The sequence below is a fragment of the Streptomyces sp. NPDC048291 genome, assembly GCF_043201715.1.
Taxonomy (GTDB): Bacteria; Actinomycetota; Actinomycetes; order Streptomycetales; family Streptomycetaceae; genus Streptomyces.
The window spans coordinates 168,431-189,063 of sequence record NZ_JBICZC010000010.1 but is presented as its reverse complement, the minus strand read 5'-3'; the positions used below and the strand labels follow the sequence as shown (position 1 = coordinate 189,063).

The following is a 20,633-nucleotide window of genomic DNA, read 5'->3' as shown; positions in this document are numbered from 1 at the left end:
TCGGCCAACCCCGGTCACCCCTGCGCCAGTCTGCGCGCGATGACCTTCATGATCTGGCCGGCGGGCTTGGGCATGTGCAGGTCGTGGTGGGTGGCGTCCACGTCGTACTCCTCGATGGAGCCGAGGACGTGGGGCCGCCAGTCGGGGGCCCAGGAGCCCTCGTCGTCCTTGTCCAGCCTGGCGTTGAAGTACAGCATGTCGCCGCGGTAGACCGGCGAGCTGAACTCCTCCATCTTGGCGAGGTTGTTGGCCCCCACCTTCGACATGGTCTCCAGGAAGAGGTCCATGTTGGCGGTGTTCATGAACTGGCCGAAGACGTCCTCGACCTCCTTGCGGTAGACCGCCGGCACCGTCCCCGAGAGGTTGCGGAACCCGCCCGCCGACTTCGAGTCGAGGATCGCCAGCAGGCCGACCTCGTGACCCTGCCGGTCCAGGGCCTCCGCCACCGCGTGGGCGAGCGGGCCGCCGTAGGACCAGCCGACCAGGTTGTAGGGGCCCTCGGGCTGGGTCCGCAGGATCTGGGTGAGGTAGTCGTCGATCATCTCCGGTACCGATCCGGCCGGTTCGTCCACCCCGCCGGAACCCCGGGACTGCAGTGCGTAGGCCGGCCGGTCCGGCACGTACGGCGCGAAGGTGAAGAAGGCCCAGCCGAGACCGCCGCCACCGTGGAAGAACCACACGGGCGCCTTCCCGGTGCCGGGGTCCCGGTGCAGCGGCAGCACCACGGCGAACGAGTCGAGGTGGTCGTCGGGGATGCCGCCCATGAGCACCAGCGAGCCCAGCTCGGCCACCGTCGGGTAGCGGACGATCGTCCGGACGGGCATGTCGACACCGAACTGCTTGCGGATGCGGGCGCTGAGCCGGGTGGCCAGGAGTGAGTGCCCGCCGAGCAGGAAGAAGTCGTCGTCGATACCGACGTTCTCCACGCCCAGCAGCTCGCCGAAGAGGGCACAGAGCTTCTCCTCGTGCGCGTTGCGCGGCGCTCCGCTGCTCGTGGTGGTCGTGGACTCCGCCGGCAGTGCTCGCCGGTCGAGTTTTCCGGCCGGGGTCAACGGCAGTTCGGGAAGCGGCACCACCGCGGCCGGGACCATGTAGTCCGGGAGCCGCTCGCGGAGGTACTGGGGCAGTTCGACCGTGAGCGGGCCGATCGACTTGGCGAGAGCGGGGGCGTTGGCCCGCGTCCGGCCGGCCACGCCACCGGGCACGAACCCTCCCGTCACCGCCGTCCGGCCGGCCGGGAGGGCGGGCAGCAGCACCGCGTCGAAGCCCTGGACGCTCTCACCCGACCAGGTGAGGACCGCGTCCAGGCCGCGCCGGCGCGCCCATGTGGCCAGGTCCTCCGGATCGAGCGGCCGGCCCGCCGGGGCCGCCCCGCTCAGCACGCCCGCGGACGTCGCGGCGGCGGCCTCCTCCACCAGCCGCGCGTTCGGTATCCCGGTCACCCGCAACGGTCCGCAGGCCCCCTCCACACGGCCGTCCAGTGCGGCGAGGTCGGACGCCTCCCGGCCCCACTGCACGGCCGGCACGTCCGCCAGGTCGAGGAGGCCGGCCGGGTCCTTGTGGAGGACGACCTCGTAGCGGTGCCGGGTCAGTTCGTTGTGCGCGCGGCCCGTCTTCAGCCGGATGTCGCACCCGGCGCCGTGCTCCGCCGCCCACTCGCCGAACCACTCGGGAGCGACCACCAGCTCTCGTTCGGCGAGGACCGCCTGGTCCACCATCGCCCGCAGCTCCTCCTGCGAGGCGTGCGGCCGTGCCGCACGCTGCACCCCGGTCAGCAGCAGGCGCAGGGTGGTCGCGTTGCGGACGTCGCCGATGACGACACGGCCGCCCGGCGCGAGGAGGCCCATGACCTTGCGCAGCACCTCGTCCAGGTACTCGACGCTCGGGAAGTAGTGCACCACGGAGTTGAGCACCACGGTGTCGAAGCCGCCCTCGGGCAGTCCCGAGACGTCGTCGGCCGCCTGGACATCGAGCCGGACCCGGTCGCCGTACCCGGCCTCGTCGGCCTGGGCCCGGACGCGGTCCACCACGGTCGCCGAGATGTCGGTGCCCCGGTACTGGTCGACCGCACCGGCGATCTCCGACAGCAGCAGGCCGGCGCCCGCGCCGATCTCCAGCAGCCGGCGCGGCGCGAACTCCAGGATCCGGGCGACGGCCGCGTCCCGCCACTCCAGCATCTGCTCACGGGGAATCGGCTCGCCGTCGTATGCCGACTTCCACAGCTCGAAGTCCTCGCCCAGCGCCTCGTCGGCGGACTTGGCATAGGTGTCGTCGTGCACCTGCCGCCACTCGTCCACCTGTACGTCGGCGTCGGCGACCGCGGTCTCGGGATCGGGCACCACGTAGGCCACGAGCCGCTGGTCGCCGTTCTGGTTCTCGCGCACCAGGACCGCCGCCTGGGCCACCGCCGGATGCCCGGTCAGCACCTGCTCGATCTCGCCCAGTTCGATGCGCAGTCCGCGGATCTTCACCTGGAAGTCGGTGCGGCCGAGGTACTCGACCTGGCCGTCCTTGCTCCAGCGCACCAGGTCCCCGGTGCGGTACATCCGGGAGCCCGGCTCGCCGAACGGGCACGCCACGAACCGCTCCGAGGTGAGCCCGGTCTGCCCGAGGTAGCCCCGGGCCAGGCAGGCTCCTGCGAGGTAGAGCTCCCCGGTGACTCCGGGCGCGACCGGGCGCAGTGTCGCGTCCAGTACGTACACCTGGGTGTTCCAGATCGGCCTGCCGATCGGCACGCGGTCCGCGCCGGGCACGTGCTGCCAGCCCGTGACCTCGACGGTCGCCTCGGTCGGACCGTAGAGGTTGTTGGCGGAGCAGCCGGGCAGCAGGTCGACGAAGCGGTTGGCCAGCGAGGCGGGGAAGGGTTCGGCCGCGACTTCGATCCAGCGCAGGGTGGTGCACCGGGCGGCCGCGGGCTCCGCGACGAAGGCTTCCAGCAGCGACGGCACGAAGTCCGCACCGGTCACCCCCTCCCGCCGGATCAACTCGGCCAGGTAGGCCGGGTCCTTGCGCCCGTCCGCACGCGCCACCACCACCGCCGCCCCCACCTGCAAGGGGGCGAACAGCTCCGGCACCGACGCGTCGAAGCTCGCCGAGGTGCTCAACAGGATCCGGTCCTCGACCGTGACGTCGAAGTGCGCCAGACCCCACTTGATCCGGTTCATGATCGACCGGTGCGACACCTGGACGCCCTTCGGACCGCCCGTCGAACCCGAGGTGTACATCTCGTAGGCGGCGTTGTCCGGCGACAGCACACGCACCGGATTCGTCTCCGGACACGCCGACACGTCCGGGAGCACCTCGTCCAGCACCAACAACGGCCTCGCCCGGTCCAGGACCTGCCGCACCCGCTCCTCCGGCAGGTCCGTGTCCACCGGCAGATACGACGCACCCGCCTTGACCACCGCATAGACCGCCACCATCAGGTCCACCGACCGCGGGATCCTCACCGCCACGATCGACTCCGGACCGGCACCCCGCTCCACCAGCCAGTGCGCCAGCCGGTTCGCCCGCCCGTTGAACTCCCCGTACGACAGCACCTCGTGCTCACCGACCACCGCGACCCGGTCCGGATCCCGCACCACCTGCGCCTCGAACGCCTCCGGCAACGTCTCCGCCGCCACCGCACACGCCGTGTCGTTCAGTCCCCGTACCACCCAGTCCCGCTCCGCCTCAGAGAGCGCCTCGATCCTGCTGACCGGTGACAGCGGGTCGGCGGCCAGCTGCTCCAGCACCCGCGCGAACCGGGCGGCGACGGCCTCGACCGTGTCACGGTCGAACAGCTGGGTCGCGTACATGACGTCGCCGCGCAGCGCGCCCCTCTCGTCCATGGCCATGCTGAAGAACAGGTCGAACATCGCGGCCGACACCAGGTGCTGCTCGAACTCCACCTTGAGGCCCGGGAGTTCGAAGTCCTGTTTGGCGAAGTTCTGCCAGGCGAAGGTCACCTGGAACAGCGGCTGGTACGCCGCGGACCGCTCGGGGTTGAGCTCCTCGACCAGCATCTCGAACGGCACGTCCTGGTGCTCGTAGGCCGCCAGCGCCTTGTCCCGCACCTGGGCGAGCAGATCGGTGAACGTCGGGTCGCCGGAGAGGTCGACCCGCAGCACCTGGGTGTTGACGAAGACACCGACCAGGTCGGCCAGCGCTTCGTCGGTCCGGCCGGCGATCGGGTTGCCGATCGTCACGTCGTCCTCGGCGCCGAGCTTGCGCAGCAGTACCGCGAGCGCGGCCTGCAGGACCATCGACATGGTCATTCCGCGCTCGTCGGCCAGCCGTTGCAGTCCGGCCGCCACCTCGGGTTCCACCACGAGGCCGACCGTGTCGCCGTCCAGGCTCCGCTCCGGGGGCCGGGGGCGGTCCAGAGGCAGGGTGAGCGGCTGCGGTACGCCCTCCAGCTCTGCGCGCCAGTACGCGGTCTGGACGCCGGCCAGGCTGCTCGGGTCCGCCGGGTCGCCGAGCAGCTCGCGCTGCCACAGCGCGTAGTCCTTGTACTGCACGGAGAGCGGTTCCCAGTCCGGCGCCCGGCCGTCCAGGCGCGCGGTGTACGCGGCGGTCAGGTCCCGTGCCAGCACACCGCCCGAGACGCCGTCCGAGGCGATGTGGTGGATGAGCAGGACCAGCAGGTGTTCCTGGGGGGCACAGCGGAACAGGGTGGCCCGCAACGGGAGCTCGGTCGCCAGGTCGAAGTGGTGGGCGATGACCTCGTCGACCGCGCCGGAGAGGTCCTCGGGCGCCACGTCGACGACCGGCACCCGGACCGCCGCCTCCGCCGAGGGCAGGATCCGCTGGCGGGGCTCGTCGTCCTCGTTCGTCACGTACACGGTGCGCAGAATCTCGTGCCGGTCGACCACGTCCCGGATCGCCGCGACGAGGGCCGGCTGGTCCAGTGGCCCCGTCAGACGGAAGGTCGGGGAGATGTTGTAGGTCTCCGCGCCACCCTCCAGTTGGTACGTGAGCCACATGCGGCGTTGTGCGTACGACAGCGGAATCACTGGGTTCACTCCTCTACGAGCATCTTGCGCAGACCGGGACGAAGCGGAACAGCCGATTCCTCCGACCACGCGGCGAGCGCGGCCACTGTCGGCAGGTCGAAGATCTTGCGGATGGGGATCTCGATGCCCAGCTCGGCGCGGGCACGGGTGATCAGCCGGGTGGCGAGCAGGGAATGCCCGCCGAGGGCGAAGAAGCCGTCGTCGACGCCGACCCGTTCGACGCCGAGCACCTCGGCGAACAGTCCGGCCAGGGCTTCCTCGCGGGGCGTGCCGGGGGCGCGGAAGTGGGTGGCGGGGGTGAGGCCGGGGGTGGGCAGGGCCTTGTGGTCGAGCTTGCCGTTGGGCGACAGCGGCAGCCGGTCGAGCGGCACGTAGGCGGCGGGGATCATGTAGTCGGGCAGCCGCTCCGCCAGGTGGGTGCGCAGGTCGGCGGGGTCCGGGACGGTCTGCGCGGGGGCCGGGACGAGGTAGGCGGCCAGATAGCGGGTGGTGCCCGACTGGCGGATGACGACGGCCGCCTGGGCCACCCCCGGATGAGCCGTCAGGGCGGCTTCGACCTCGCCGGGTTCGACGCGGTAGCCCCGGATCTTGACCTGGGTGTCGATACGGCCCAGGTGGTGCAGGTCGCCGTCGGGAGAGACGCTGACGAGGTCGCCGGTGCGGTACATGCGGGAGCCGGGTGGCCCGTAGGGGTCGGCGACGAAGCGGTCCGCGGTCATGTCGGGGCGGCCCTGGTAGCCGCGTCCGGCCCCGGCCAGGTAGAGCTCGCCCGGTGTGCCCGGAGGCGACAGCGTCAGACCCGGCCCGAGGACGTAGGCACGCACTCCGGGGAAGGGGCGGCCGATGGGCACGCCGTCGGGGTAGGACCGGTCGGGGCGCAGGAGGTGGGCGGTGGCGTAGAAGGTCTCGCTGGGGCCGTAGCTGTTGATGACGTGAGCCCGCGGCCAGAGCGTCCGCACGCGGTCCGCGAGGGCCGGGGTCAGCACCTCCCCGGAGATGTTCAGCGCGGTGGGCGTGATGCGCTCGCCGAGCTGGTCGACGAGTTCGGTGAACGCCGACGGCACCGAGCAGACGACGTCGATGTCCCAGGTGTCCCGTTCGGCCAGTTCCAGCACGTCGGGCACGATCTCGACGCTGCCGCCCGTGGTGAGGGCGGAGAACAGTTCGAAGGTGGCGACGTCGAAGCCGAACGAGGCGGCGAGCAGCACGCGTCGCCCGGACTCCATGCCGGCGTGCGCGACGAGCGCGTCCACGGCGTTGACGACGGTGGCGTGGGTGACGCTCACCCCCTTGGGCACGCCCGTGGAGCCGGAGGTGTACACGACGTACGCGAGGTTCTCGGGGCGGGCGGCCGGTCGTGGCGCCGCTTCCGTGGCGTCCTGGGCGGTGGGCGTCGGGGTCCGGAAGCCGGCACCGTCGAGCACGAGCACCGGGATGTCCGTGGCGGGGACGAGAGCGCGGGTGTCCGCGTCGGTCAGGACCAGGTGGGGCCGGGCGCCGGGGAGGATGTGCGGGAGGCGGGTGGCGGCGAAGGCGGGGTCGACGGGCAGGTAGGCCCCGCCCGCCTTGAGTATGCCCAGGAGCACCGCGACCGCGGTCGCGGTGCGCGGCAGGACGGTGCTCACCACGGCCTCCGGGCCCACCCCGTGCCCGGCCAGCGTGGCCGCGAACCGCTCCGCCCGGGCGTCCAGTTCGGAATACGTGAGCGACTCGTCCGGGCCGACCACGGCGAGCGCGTCCGGGGTCCGGGCCGCCTGTGCCGCGACCCGGGCGGTGATCGTGGCCTCCGCGGCCGGGGCGTCGAACCGGCCCAGCAGCAGGTCGCGTTCTGCCGGGTCCAGGACGTCGAGCTGCGCGACCCTCAGCTCCGGGTCGGCGGCCAGCTGCCGCAGGACACGGACGAGCCGGGCCGCGTACAGCTCCACCGTGGCGCGGTCGAAGACCTCCGGGGTGTACTGGAGGACGAGTTCGAGGTGCGGGTCCACCGCCGCCGCCAGGCACAGCGGGTAGTGGTTGCCCGCGGAGGGGCGGAAGCCGGTGAAGGTGATCCCGTCGGCGGCGGCACTTGCCGCGCTGAGGCCCTCCCGGTCGATGGGGTACGACTCGAAGACGACCAGCGTGTCGAAGAGGGACTGCAGTCCGACGGACTTCTGGATCTCGGCGAGTCCGTAGGAGTAGTGCTCCGCGAGGGCGGCCTGCCGGCTCTGCAGCCGGGTGAGGACCTCGGCGACGGTGTCCCCCGGCGTGTACGAGACCCGTACGGGGACGGTGTTGATGAACATCCCGACCATCGACTCGACGTCCGGCACCGCGGGCGGCCGCCCGGAGACCGTGGCGCCGAACACCACGTCCTGCCGGCCCGTCAGCCGCCCCAGCAGCAGCGCCCAGGCGCCCTGGACCAGGCTGTTGACGGTGACGCCCAGCTCGGCGGCGCGGCGGCGCAGTGCGCTTGCGTCGTCGGCGGGGAGCGTGATGTCGACCTGGTCACGGCCTTCGGCCTCGGTGCCCGCGGCGCCGGGAGCGAGCAGGGTCGGCTCCTCGATCCCGTCGAGTTCGGCCGCCCACACCCGTGCGGACGCCTCCTGGTCCTGGCGGGCGAGCCAGGAGAGGAAGTCGTCGTAGTCACGGGTGGCGGGCAGACCGGCCGGGTCACCCCCGGACGCGTAGAGCAGCAGCAGGTCCCGCATCAGCACGGGGGTGGACCAGCCGTCGAACAGCGTGTGGTGAGCGGTCAGCACGAGTTCGGGTCGGTCGGGTTCGACGACGACGAGCGAGAGCCTGAAGAGCGGTGGGGTGCCCGCGTCGAAGTGGACGGCCCGGTCCCGCGCCAGGAACCGCTCGAAGGCCTCGGTCCGCCCGGGCTCGTCGGCGGAGGTCAGATCCAGGTGCTGCCAGGGCAGGGTCACCCGCTCCGGCACGACCTGCACCACCTCGCCGTCCGCCCGGTCGACGAACGCCGCGCGGAGGCAGGCGTAGCGGTCCAGGAGTGCCTGCCCGGCCCGGCGCATCCGCTCCGGGTCGACCGCACGGGACAGCTGGAAGGCCAGCTGCACGTGGTAGGGGTCGTACGCCGATTCACCGGCCAGCATCGTGTGGAAGTGGATCCCGGACTGCGCCGGTGTCGCCGGCCACACCTTGGCCAGTCTGCCGAAGCGGTCCTCCCAGCCGTCGATCTCCTCCTGCCCTACGCCGACCAGGGGGGCGTCGCTCGGGGTCAGTCCGCCGGCGTCGGCCGTCGCCGCGTGCCGGGCCAGGCCGGTCAGCGCCTCGACCCACAGGTCGGCGAGCTCGCCGACCTCGGCACGGGAGAGCACGCCGGTGGGGAAGCCGAAGTAGGCGGTCAGCCGCTCGCCGCCGCCGGGGGCCGCGGTGGCCACCGTGTTGATCTCCAGTGCGGACAGCACCGGCATGTCGGCATCGGGGACAGCGCTCAGGTCCCGGTGGTCGGTGTCCGGGGTCCAGCCCAGCCCGCGCAGTTCGTCCGGGAGGTCGGCGCCGGAGGTGCGGCCCAGGTAGTTGAACCCGATCTGCGGTTCGCGCGCCGAGGCCAGGACCGGCGCGGTCCGGGCGTTGAGGTGGCGCAGCAGTCCGTGGCCCAGGCCGTTGTCCGGGACCGCCCTCAGTTGCTCCTTGACCGCCTTGACCGCCCGTCCGGCGGCCGGTCCGCCGGCGAACGCCTCCGCCACGTCGATCCCGGCCACGTCCAGGCGCACCGGGAACGTGGCGGTGAACCATCCGACCGAACCGGACAGGTCCGCGCCCGGCACCACATGCTCCTGGCGGCCGTGCCCCTCCAGCCGGACCAGAGCCGCGGACCCGGTCACCCCCCGCGTCCGGCGCCAACGGGCCAGTGCCAGGGCGAGGCCGGCCAGCAACCCGTCGTCGGCGCCGCCGCGGAACACCGCGGGCACCGTGTTCAGCAGTCCCTCGGTGACCTCCGGGGGCACCTCGACCCGTACGGTGTCCACGGTGGCCGCCACATCCCGTGCCCGGTCCAGCTCCCGTGTCCCCAGGACGGGTTCGGCTCCGGCCAGGATCTCCTCCCAGACCGGCAGCTCGGCCTCCCGCTCCGGGCTGACGGCGTCGTCGGCCAGGGCGTGCGCCCAGCGCCGCAGCGAGGTTCCCGCCGCGGGCGGTTCCGGGGACAGACCCGCACGGACCCGCTGCCAGGCGGAGGCCAGGTCCGGCACGAGGATCCGCCAGGAGACCCCGTCGACCACCAGATGGTGCACCACGATCAGCAGCCGCCCGGCCTCCGGCCCCGGGTCCGGGTCCGGGTCCGGGTCCGGGTTGAACCATACGAACTGGGCCATCACGCCCGCGTCCGGATCCAGCCGGCCGGCGGCCGCGTCCAGTTCCGCCGTCACGTCCGCGGTGCCCTGCACGACCTCCCGCACCAGCGCACCGGCGTCCACGCTGCCCACCGGTCCCATCAACAGGCCGGGGCCGGTCCGGTCCAGCCGGGCGCGCAGCACGTCGTGCCGGTCCAGGACCGCCTGCAGCGTCGCGACCAGTCCCGCACGGTCGATGTCCGTCGGCAGCGTCAGCATCGCGGACATGCAGAACCGGCCGATGCCACCGCCGAGGGCCAGCACATGCGCCGCCGCCGGCGGCAGCGGCGCCCGGCCGACGCCGCCTCCGGGCAGCTCGGCCAGCGTCACCCGCTCGGACTCGGCCCGTCCCTCGACCAGTTCCGCGAGCCGGGCGACCGTGCGCTGTTCGAAGATCTCCCGCGTGCTGACCACGACAGCGCGTGCCTTGGCCCGCGCCACCACCTGGATGGAGCGGATGCTGTCCCCGCCGCTCGCGAAGAAGTCGTCGTCGACCCCGATCCGCCGGCCGTCCAGGACATCGGTGTACACCTCGGCAAGGACCCGCTCCGCGGCGCTGCGGGGCGCCCGGTAGGCGGTACCGGCGAACTCCGGCTCCGGCAGGGCCGCCCGGTCCAGCTTTCCGGTCGTGGTGCGAGGCAGCCGGTCCAGCACCACGAGCAGGGCGGGCACCATGTAGTCCGGCATCCGCTCGGCCACGAACCGCCGCAGCTCAGCCACCGGCACAGCGCCCTGCCGGTCGCTGCCGCCGTCCGCGATGCCGTCCGTGGCGCCGTCCGCCGGCGTCACGTAGCCGACGAGCCGTGTACTGCCGGTGTGGTCCCGCCGGGCCGTGACCACTGCCTGGCCGACCGCCGGATGCCGGGCGAGGGCCATCTCGATCTCGGTGGGCTCTACGCGGATCCCGTTCACCTTGACCTGGGTGTCGGCCCGCCCCTCGTACTTCAGCTGACCGTTCTCGTCCCATCTCGCCAGGTCCCCGGTGCGGTACATGCGGGCGCCGGCGGGCCCGAAGGGGCAGGCGACGAACCGTTCCGCGGTGGCCCCGCCGCCGCGGTGGTAGCCGCGGGCGAGATGACCGGCCACGTACAGTTCGCCGATCACTCCCGGCGGCACCGGGGTCAGCTCCGGTCCCAGCACGTAGGTGCGCATGTTGGCGAGCGGTCTGCCGATCGGTGTCACGCCGGTCGCGGCGGACTGCTGCGGGACCGGGAAGCTGGAGACGTAGAAGCTCTCGGTCTGTCCGTACGCGTGCACGACACGGACGTCCGGGAACGCCTGGTGCACCTGCTGGACCACGTCGGCCGTGAGCGGGTCGCCACCGAGGATCGCGGTGCGCAGGTCGAGGTCGAGGGCGCCCGGCTCCTTGGCGAGGATCGGCGCGATCAGTGCGGTGAAGACCGCCGGGACGGCGCAGACGGTGGTTCCCGACCAGCTGTCCCGTTCGGCGAGTTCGAGCACGTCGCGGACGATCTCGACACTGGCTCCTGCGGTGAGCGCGGTGAAGATCTCGAACACCGAGACGTCGAAGTTCACCGAGGTCGCGGCCAGCATCCGCGCCCCCGGCTCCAGTTGCGCCATGCTCCGCGAGTAGCACACGCCGTTGGCCACCGTGGCGTGGGTCATCGCGACGCCCTTGGGTCTGCCCGTGGAGCCGGAGGTGTACATCAGGTAGGCGAGGTTGTCCGGCCTGACCGGGGTGTCCGCGGCCTCGGCCGCGGGGCCCGCGCCGGTGTCGAGGGCGTCGAGGTGCAGGTCGTCCAGGTGGAGTACCGGCTGCCGGCACTCCGGGAGGGCCGCCGCCGTGGCGGGATCGGTCAGCACCAGGACCGGTTCGGCCGTGGTGAGCAGGAGGTCGACGCGGGCGGCCGGATGGTCCGGATCGATGGGCAGGTAGGCGCCGCCCGCCTTGAGCACCCCGAGCTGCGCGACCACCAGGTCCGCCGAGCGTGGCAACGCCACGGCCACCACCGTGTCCGGTCCCACGCCACGCTCGCGCAGCACGGCGGCGAGCCGGCCGGCGCGGGCGTTCAACTGCCCGTAGGACAGCTCGGTCCGCCCGGCGACGACGGCCGTCGCGTCCGGGGTGCGCAGCGCCTGGGCGGTGACCAGCTCCGGCAGTGTCGCGACCTGCGCCGGGGCGGCGGTCTCGTTCAGCTGTGCCAGCCAGTCCCGCTCTGCGTCTGCGAGCACGTCCACCCCGCCGAGCCGCGTCCCGGGATCGGCGACCACCTGCCGCAGCACCCGGACGAAGCGGTCGGCGAAGCTCACGGCGGTGGCGTGGTCGAACAGTTCCGTCGCGTATTCGAGCCGGCCGTACGCCCGTCCCGACGCCGCGTCCGGAATGATGTTGAAGAACAGGTCGAACTTCGCCGTGTCGGTGCCCGTCCCGACGGGGGTGACCCGCAGCCCCGGGATGTCGATCCCCGTCCAGGCGAACTGCCAGGCCAGCATCACCTGGAACAGCGGTGAGTACGAGGTGGAGCGCTCCGGGTTGAGCAGCCCCACCAGACGCTCGAACGGCATGTCCTGGTTGTCGTAGGCCGCCAGGGCCTTGCCCCGCACCTGGTCCAGCAGGTCGCCGAAGGACGGGTTCCGCGACAGGTCGACGCGCAGCACCCAGGTGTTGGCGAAGAACCCGATCAGATCGTCGAGTTGCTCGTCGGCGCGGCCCTCGATGGGGCTGCCGATCGTCAGGTCGTCGCCGGCGCCCAGGTGGTGCATCAGCACCGCGAGCGCGGCCTGGGCCACCATCGGCGCCGTGGCGCCTCGGTCGACGGCCAGTTTCTGGAGTCCGGAGAGCAGTTCGGGTTCCAGCTCGAACGACACGTCGCCGCCTCGGTGGTCGACCGCCGTCGGCCGCGGCCGGTCCAGCGGCAGCTGCACCGGCTGCGGCACGTCCGCCAGCTCCCGCCGCCAGTGGTCGAGCTGCTCGGCGGCGACGCTCTCCGGATCCTCCTCGTCCCCGAGCAACTGCCGTTGCCACAGCGTGTAGTCCTTGTACTGCACCGGCAGCGGCTCCCACACCGGAGCGTCCCCCTGCCGGCGAGCCGCGTACGCCGACACCAGGTCCCGCAGGAACGGCGCCATCGACGCCCCGTCCGCGGCGATGTGATGGAACACGAACACCAGCACGTGCTCCTGCGGTGACACCCGGAACACGACCGTCCGCAGGGGGAGTTCCCGGTCCAGGGCGAAGCCCTCGCACACGGCCTCCTGCAGCGCGGTGTCCACCGCGTCCGCGGCCACGTCGGTCACCCCGAACCGGATCACCGCCTCCTCGGGCGGCAGGACCCGCTGCTCCGGTGTGCCGTCCGAGCTCTCCACGATCAGGGTGCGCAGACTCTCGTGGCGCGTCGCGACATCACTCACCGCCGAGGCCAGCGCGGCCGTGTCCAGCTCGCCCTCCAGACGCAGCACGAACGGGATGTTGTAGGTGGGGGTCGGTCCCTCCAGGCGGTAGAGGAACCACAGCCGGGTCTGGGCGAAGGACAACGGGATCATCGACGCGACTCCTCGACGGTCATCTGGCGCAGCTGGGGACGTTTCGACGTGGCCGGCTCCCCGAGCCGGGCCGCCAACTGGGCGACGGTCGGATTGGCGAACACCGTCGTGACCTTCACGTCGACGCCGAGCTCGTTGCGTATGCGGCCGATCAGCCGGGTGGCCAGCAGCGAATGCCCGCCGTGGCTGAAGAAGTCGACGTCGATGCCGATCTCGTCCACGTCGAGCAGGTCGGCGAACAGCCGGCAGAGGACTTCCTCCTTGTGGTTGCGCGGGCCGCCTCCGAGGGCGGCCTCGGCACGGCCGGGGTCGGGGAGCGCGGAGCGGTCGAGTTTCCCGCTCGGTGTCCTCGGGAGTGCGGCGATCGGCACGATCACCGCGGGCACCATGTACTCCGGCAGGTGCTCGCGGACCAGGTCCGTCAGGGCCCCGGAGCCGGGTTCGGCCCGGTCCGGCCCGCCGGCCGGCACCACGTAGGCCACGAGCCGCTGGTCGCCGTTCTGGTTCTCGCGCACCAGGACCGCCGCCTGGGCCACCGCCGGATGCCCGGTCAGCACCTGCTCGATCTCGCCCAGTTCGATGCGGAACCCGCGGACCTTGACCTGGAAGTCGGTGCGGCCGAGGTACTCGACCTGGCCGTCCTCGCTCCAGCGCACCAGGTCCCCGGTGCGGTACATCCGGGAGCCCGGCTCGCCGAACGGGCCGGCCACGAAGCGGTTCGCGGTGAGCCCGCTCTGTCCGAGGTAGCCCCTCGCCAGCCCGCTGCCGGCGAGGTACAGCTCCCCGGTGACTCCGGGCGCGACCGGGCGCAGTGCCGCGTCCAGTACGTACACCTGGGTGTTCCAGACCGGCCTGCCGATCGGCACGCGGTCCGCGCCGGGCACGTGCTGCCAGCCCGTGACCTCGACGGCCGCCTCGGTCGGACCGTACAGGTTGTGGACCTCGCAGTCCGGCAGCAGGCCGACGACCTTGTTGGCCAGGGCGGCCGGGAACGCCTCGCCCGCGACTTCGATCCAGCGCAGGGTGGTACACCGGGCGGCCGCGGGCTCCGCGACGAAGGCTTCCAGCAGCGACGGCACGAAGTCCGCACCGGTCACCCCCTCCCGCCGGATCAACTCGGCCAGATAGGCCGGGTCCTTGCGCCCGTCCGCACGCGCCACCACCACCGCCGCCCCCACCTGCAAGGGGGCGAACAGCTCCGGCACCGACACGTCGAAGCTAGCCGACGTGCTCAGCAGCATCCGGTCCTCGACCGTGACGTCGAAGTGCGCCAGACCCCACTTGATCCGGTTCATGATCGACCGGTGCGACACCTGGACGCCCTTCGGACCGCCCGTCGAACCTGAGGTGTAGATGACGTAGGCGGCGTTGTCCGGCGACAGCACACGCACCGGATTCGTCTCCGGACACGCCGACACGTCCGGGAGCACCTCGTCCAGCACCAACAACGGCCTCGCCCGGTCCAGGACCTGCCGCACCCGCTCCTCCGGCAGGTCCGTGTCCACCGGCAGATACGACGCACCCGCCTTGACCACCGCATAGACCGCCACCATCAGGTCCACCGACCGCGGGATCCTCACCGCCACGATCGACTCCGGACCGGCACCACGCTCCACCAGCCAGTGCGCCAGCCGGTTCGCCCGCCCGTTGAACTCCCCGTACGACAGCACCTCGTGCTCACCGACCACCGCGACCCGGTCCGGATCCCGCACCACCTGCGCCTCGAACGCCTCCGGCAACGTCTCCGCCGCCACCGCACACGCCGTGTCGTTGGCCCCCCGCAGGAGCCGGTCCCGCTCCTCGGCCGCCAGGACGTCGACGGCGCCGACCGGCAGCGCCGGGTCGGCGATCAGCTGCTCCAGCACCCGGACCAGCCGGGTGGCGATCGTCTCCGCCGAGGCCCGGTCGTAGAGGTTGTTCTGGTAGTCGAGGGAGAGCCGCAGGTAGGGGTCGGAGGAGTTGAGGGTGAGTGGGTAGTGGGAGCCTGCGAACGGCCGGATGCCGTCGATCGTGAGTCCCGCCGAGGTGTTCGCGTCGGTGATGCCCTCGCGGTCGATCGGGTAGGACTGGAAGACGACGATCGTGTCGAACAGGGCGGGCAGTCCGACGCCGCGCTGGATGTCGGCCAGCCCGTAGTAGTTGTGGTCGAGCAGCGCGGTCTGCCTCTGCTGCAACGCGGTGACCAGGTCTGCCACCCGCTGGTCCGGTGGGCAGGGCACCCTGATCGGCAGGGTGTTGATGAACAGGCCGACCATTTCGTCCGAGCCGGGCAGCTCCGCCGGGCGGCCGTTGACGGCGGCTCCGAAGACCACGTCCTGCTGTCCGGTCAGCTTCGAGAGCAGGATCGCCCACGCGCCCTGCAGCAGGGTGTTGAGCGTGACCCCGAGTTCGGCGGCGCGCCGGGCGAGGGCGCGTCCCCGGTCGATCGACAGCGGTACCTCGACCCGGCCGATGGCGGACGCCGTCCCCTGGAGCGACGCGTGCGGGGCCACCAGGGTCGGCTGGTCGAATCCGGCGAGTTCCGCGGCCCACCGGCCGGCCGAGGCCGCCCGGTCCTGCGCGGAGAGCCAGGCCAGGTAGTCGCCGTAGTTCCGGACCGGAGGAAGCTCGCGGGTCCCGGAGTACAGCCGGACGAGGTCCGTGATCACCGACGGTGACGACCAGCCGTCGAACAGGGCGTGATGCGCCGTGATGACGAGTCTCGCCCGCTGCGGCCCGGAAGTGAGCAGAGCCAGCCGCATCAGGGGCGGCCTGACGGGGTCGAGTTGGTCGGTCCGGTCCTCGGCGAGGTACGCGTCGAGTGCGGCGTCCTGTTCGGCTTCGGTCAGGCCCCTCAGGTCGACATGCCGCCAGGGCATCGTGACGTGTTCCGCGACGACCTGCACCGGGTCGCCGTCGGCTCCGGTGACGAACGCCGAGCGGAGATTGGGGTACCGGTCGAGCAGTGCCTGCCCGGCCGACCGCATGCGCGCCGGGTCCACGTGCCCGGACAGGTGCAGCACGAACTGCATGTGGTAGACGTCGAAGGAGCCGTCGGCGAGCGCGGCCTCGAAGAGGATCCCGGACTGACCCGGGGCCTGCGGCCAGATCTCGGCGAGCCGGCCGTAGCGCCGTTCCCAGCTCTCGATCTCGTCCTGCCGCACCCGGATCAGCGGGGCGTCGGAGGGCGTCAGGCCGCCGGTCTCCGGCCGCGCGGCGTACGCGGCCATGCCGTGCAGCACCTCGGCCCAGAGCGCGGCCAGTTCGGAGGTCCGCTCGCGGGAGAGCACGCCGGTGGGGAACATGAAGGCCGCCTGCAACCGGGTGCCTTCGGCGGTTTCGGTGGCGACCGCGCTGACTTCCAGGGCGGACAGGGCGGGCTGGTCCGGGTCGGGTGCGGGGGCGAGTTCGGCGGACCAGGACGCCGGTCCCCAGCCGTCCGCGCGCAGGTGCTCGGGCACGTCGGCGCCGGAGATCCGGCCCAGGTAGTTGAAGCCGATCTGCGGCGCCGGACACCCGGCGAGCCGCGGGGCCGTGTCCGGGTTGAGGTACCGCAGCAGTCCGAATCCCAGGCCCTTGTCCGGGACGCCGCGCAGTTGTTCCTTGACGAGCTTGACGGCCCCTCCGGCCGCGGGGCCGCCCGCCAGCACCTCGTCGAGGTCGACCCCGCGCACGTCGATCCGGACCGGATGCATGCTGGTGAACCACCCGACGGTGCGGGAGAGGTCGGCACCGGGGACGACGGCCTCCTCGCGGCCGTGTCCCTCCAGCCGGACCAGGGTCGAGCCGTCCACGCCACGCCACCGGCCCACCGCCAGGGCCAGCGCGGCGAGCAGCACGTCGGTGCCGGTGCCCTTGAAGGCCGCAGGGAGGCTGGTCAGCACGGCTTCGGTGACCTCCGCGGGCAGTTCCAGCCGCACGGTGTCGACCGTGGACCACACGTCCGCACAGGGGTCGAACGGCCTTGAGCCCAGCGGGGGGTTCGGCGCGGCGAGCATGTCCTGCCAGAACACGAGTTCCGCCGCGCGCTGCTCGGAGAGCGCCTCCTTCTCCAGCTCCGACACCCAGCGGCGGGCCGATGTACGGACCGCGGGGAGCGCGGGGGTGCGGCCGGACCGGACCTGCTGCCATGCCTCGGCGAGGTCCGCCATGAGGATGCGCCAGGAGACACCGTCCACCACCAGGTGGTGCAGTACCAGGAGCAGCCGGCCGGCACCCGACCGCGCGGCGAACCAGACGGCATCCGCCATGGTCCCGGCTTCCGGGGCGAGTCGCCCGACCGCTTCGTCCAGCCGCGTCTTCGCCGCCCGCAGCAGGGACGGGTCGTCCCATGCGCCGTCGCAGTCGACGCGGTGGATCAGGTCCCTCGCCCGTACGGTGCCCCGCGCACGCACGACGAGGGTGGGGTCCTCGCCGCCCACCAGCCGGGCGCGCAGCAGGTCGTGCCGGTCGATCAGAGCGTCCAGGGTCGCGGCCAGTGCGCTCTCGTCGACGCCGGTCGGCAGTTCCAGCGTCATCGCCATGGCGAACCGGGCCGTCCCCCGGCCGTGCTCGAACACCTGCCGTGCCACGGGCGGCAGCGGCATCGGGCCGATGCCACCGTCCTCGTCCTCCGCGAGCGCGGGTGCCCGGTCCCGGCGGGCGGCGGCCGTCTCGGCCAGCCGGGCCGCCGTACGGCATTCGAAGATCTCCCGCGTGGTGAGTTCCAGTCCCCGGCCCCGGGCCCGCGCCACCACCTGGATGGACCGCAGGCTGTCCCCGCCCAGCGCGAAGAAGTCGTCGTCGACGCCGACCCGTTCCACGCCGAGCACGTCCGCGTAGGCGGCGGTGACGACCTCCTCGGCCGCCGTGCGCGGCGCCCGGTAGGTCTCGCCCGTGAACTCCGGTTCCGGCAGTGCCGAGCGGTCCAGCTTGCCCGTCGGGCCGAGCGGCATCCGGCCGAGGACCACGAAGGCCGACGGCACCATGTAGTCGGGCAGCCGGTCGGCGACGAACCTGCGCAGTTCGGCGGCCGAGGCACCGGACTGCACGTCCACGTCGCCGATCCCGCCGGCTCCGTCGGCGCCGACGGCGCCGGCACCGGTGTGCACCACGTAGGCGACGAGCCGCCGCCCTCCCGGGGGTGCCTCCCGGCTGATCACCACGGCCTCGCTGATGCCGGGGTGCCGGGCTATCGCCGCTTCGACCTCGGCGGTCTCGATGCGGAAGCCGCGCACCTTCACCTGGCCGTCGCTCCTGCCGAGGCACTCCAGCCGGCCACGCGCGTTCCAACGCGCCAGGTCGCCCGTGCGGTACATCCGCTCGCCCGCGGGTCCGTAGGGGTTCGCCACGTAGCGCTCGGCCGTCAGGTCCGGGCGGCCGTGGTAGCCGCGGCCGAGGCAGGTGCCGACCACGTACAGCTCACCGATCACGCCCTGCGGCACCGGGGCGAGCCCCGGCCCCAGCACGTAGGCCCGCATGTTGCCCAGCGGGGTGCCGATGGGGGCGACGTCGTGGTCGGTCCACTCCTCGGACGCCGCGAGGGAGAACGTGGTGGCGTAGAAGCTCTCGCTCTGCCCGTAGGCGTTCACGATCTGCGCGCCGGGAAGGGCCGCACGCACCTGGCGTACGAGGCGGGCGGGGAGCACATCGCCCGCGAAGACGACCGTGTGCACGGCAGGCGCCTTCTCCAGGTGACCGACCAGTTCCGCGAGCACCGAGGGAACGGCGCTGATGACATGGCCGTCCCAGCCCTCCCGTTCGCCGAGCGCCAGCGTGCTCTCCACCACCTCGGCCGTGCCGCCGGTGGACAGGGTGGTCAGCAGTTCGAAGACGGAGACGTCGAAGTTCACCGAGGTGCCGGCCAGCATCCGCAGGCCGGGCCGGGCGTCGAGGACCTTGGCCAGCTCCCGCACTCCGTTGACGACGTTGCGGTGGGTGATCGCCGCGCCCTTCGGCTTGCCCGTGGAGCCGGACGTGTACATCACGTAGGCCAGGTTGTCCGGGCCCAGCGGGGAGACCCGGCCCGCGTCGTCCGGCGCCCCGGCCGGCGTGTCCCAGTCCGCGCGCCGATCGAGGTCGACCGTGGAGATGCCGTTCGCCGGCATGTTCTGCCAGGTCGCGGCGGAGGTGACCGCGAAGCGCGGGCGGGCCTCGGACAGCACGCTCCCGGCCCGGCCGCCGAGGTACTGCGGGTCCATCGGCAGGTATCCGGCCCCGGACTTGAGGATCCCGAGCAGCCCGGCCACCAGATCCGCCGTGCGCGGCAGCGCCAGCACCACGAGGTCCTCGGGTCCGGCGCCACGCCGGACCAGTTCCCACGCGACGGCGTTCGCCCGGTCGTCGAGCTCCCGGTAGGTGAGGGTCAGGTCCTCGCAGACGACCGCCGCGGCGTCCGGTGTCCTGGCCGCCTGGCTCTCGAACAGCTTCGGGATCGTCAGCGGGGACACGTCGGTGGCGTTCTCGTCGAAACGGGCGAGCAGCCGGTCCCGCTCCGCCGCGTCCAGCACGTCGACGGCACCGATCCGGCGCCCCGGGTCGGCCACCAGCCGGCCCAGGACCCGCACGAACCGGTCCGCGAGCGTCTCGACCGTGGTTCTGTCGAACAGGTCGGTGGCGTACTCCAGGTGCCCTGCGGCCCCGCCCGACCCGTTCGGGACCATGTTGAAGAACAGGTCGAACTTCGCGGTGCCGGTGGCGACCGCCTCCGCCTCGACGTCCAGGCCGGTGAGTTCGAGGTTCCCCAGGGGTTCCTGCCAGGCGAGCATCACCTGGAAGAAGGGGTGGTAGGCGGTGGACCGGTCCGGGTTGAGGAGCTCCACCAGCCGCTCGAACGGCATGTCCTGGTTGTCGTAGGCGGCGAGGGCCCGGTCCCGTACCCGCCGGAGCAGTTGGCCGAAGGTCGGGTTCCCCGAGAGGTCGACGCGCAGCACCCAGGTGTTGGCGAAGAACCCGACGAGGTCACGCAGGCTCTCGTCGGTGCGGCCCACGATCGGCGCGCCGAGCGGGATGTCGTCGCCGCAGCCGAGGTGGTGCAGGACCACCGACAGCGCCGCGTGCATGATCATCGAGACGGTGGTGTCCTGCTCGGTGGCCAGCTTCGCCACGGCTCCCAGCAGGTCGGGGTCGATCGACAGCGCGACCTGGTCGCCGCGGTGGCTCATGGCTCTCGGGCGCGGGCGGTCCGTCGGCATGTTCAGCGGCTGCGCCAGGCCGGCCAGGGTCTCACCCCAGTAGGCGAGTTGCCCCGCCGCGAGGCTTCCCGGCTCGGACTCGTCGCCGAGGACGTCCCGCTGCCACAGCGTGTAGTCCGCGTACTGCACCGGGAGCGGCTGCCATGCCGGGGCGGCGCCCTGCCTGCGGGCCGAGTACGCCGTGGCGAGGTCCCGGAGGAGCAGGCCGAGGGACTCGCCGTCCATGGCTATGTGGTGCACCACCAGCGCCAGGGTGTGCGCACGCGGTCCGCGGCGCAGCAGCCGGGCGCGGACCGGAACGTCGGCCGCCAGGTCGAAGGGCTCGGTGGCGGCCTCGTCGACCGCCGCCGCCAGGTCGTCCTCGCCGACGTCGACGACCCTGAGGCCGGACGGAGTCTGCCCGGACGGCAGTACCTGCTGGTGCGGGACGCCGTCGGTGTCCTCGACGATCACCGTGCGGAGGATCTCGTGCCGGTCGACGACGTCGCGCAGCGCCGACTCCAGCGCGGCCACGTCCAGCTCACCGGTGAGGTGCAGGGCGAAGGCGGCGTTGTAGGTCGGTGAGGGGCCTTCGAACCGGTCCACGAACCAGAGCCGGCGTTGCGCGAACGACAACGGGATCATCATCTGTCTCCAAATCGGCGGAACCACCG

3 protein-coding genes are annotated in these 20,633 nt (G+C 72.5%); all 3 read right to left on the bottom strand.

What is annotated here, in order from left to right:
* Positions 1 to 14: 14 nt before the first annotated feature.
* Genes ACGF5O_RS27095 through ACGF5O_RS27085 form a run of 3 tightly spaced genes read right to left on the bottom strand, consistent with a single transcriptional unit; the run spans position 15 to position 20,607 of the window.
* Positions 15 to 4,994: an amino acid adenylation domain-containing protein gene (locus ACGF5O_RS27095; RefSeq protein WP_393812467.1), complete on the bottom strand. Its 4,980-nt coding sequence runs from the start codon at positions 4,992 to 4,994 to the stop codon at positions 15 to 17.
* A 5-nt stretch (positions 4,995 to 4,999) separates the two neighbouring features.
* A complete protein-coding gene (locus tag ACGF5O_RS27090) occupies positions 5,000 to 12,829 on the bottom strand; it encodes an amino acid adenylation domain-containing protein (protein ID WP_393812466.1) in 7,830 nt (2,609 codons plus the stop codon).
* Positions 12,826 to 20,607, bottom strand: a complete 7,782-nt coding sequence (locus ACGF5O_RS27085; protein ID WP_393812465.1) for an amino acid adenylation domain-containing protein — start codon at positions 20,605 to 20,607, stop codon at positions 12,826 to 12,828. Before ACGF5O_RS27085 ends, ACGF5O_RS27090 begins: the two co-directional genes overlap by 4 nt.
* Between the last annotated feature and the right edge of the window lie 26 nt (positions 20,608 to 20,633).

Bases quoted from the DNA above. Each gene is read 5' to 3' on its own strand.
- ACGF5O_RS27085 (WP_393812465.1), bottom strand. From the start codon at position 20,607: ATGATGATCCCGTTGTCGTTCGCGCAACGCCGGCTCTGGTTCGTGGAC.
- ACGF5O_RS27090 (WP_393812466.1), bottom strand. From the start codon at position 12,829: ATGATCCCGTTGTCCTTCGCCCAGACCCGGCTGTGGTTCCTCTACCGC.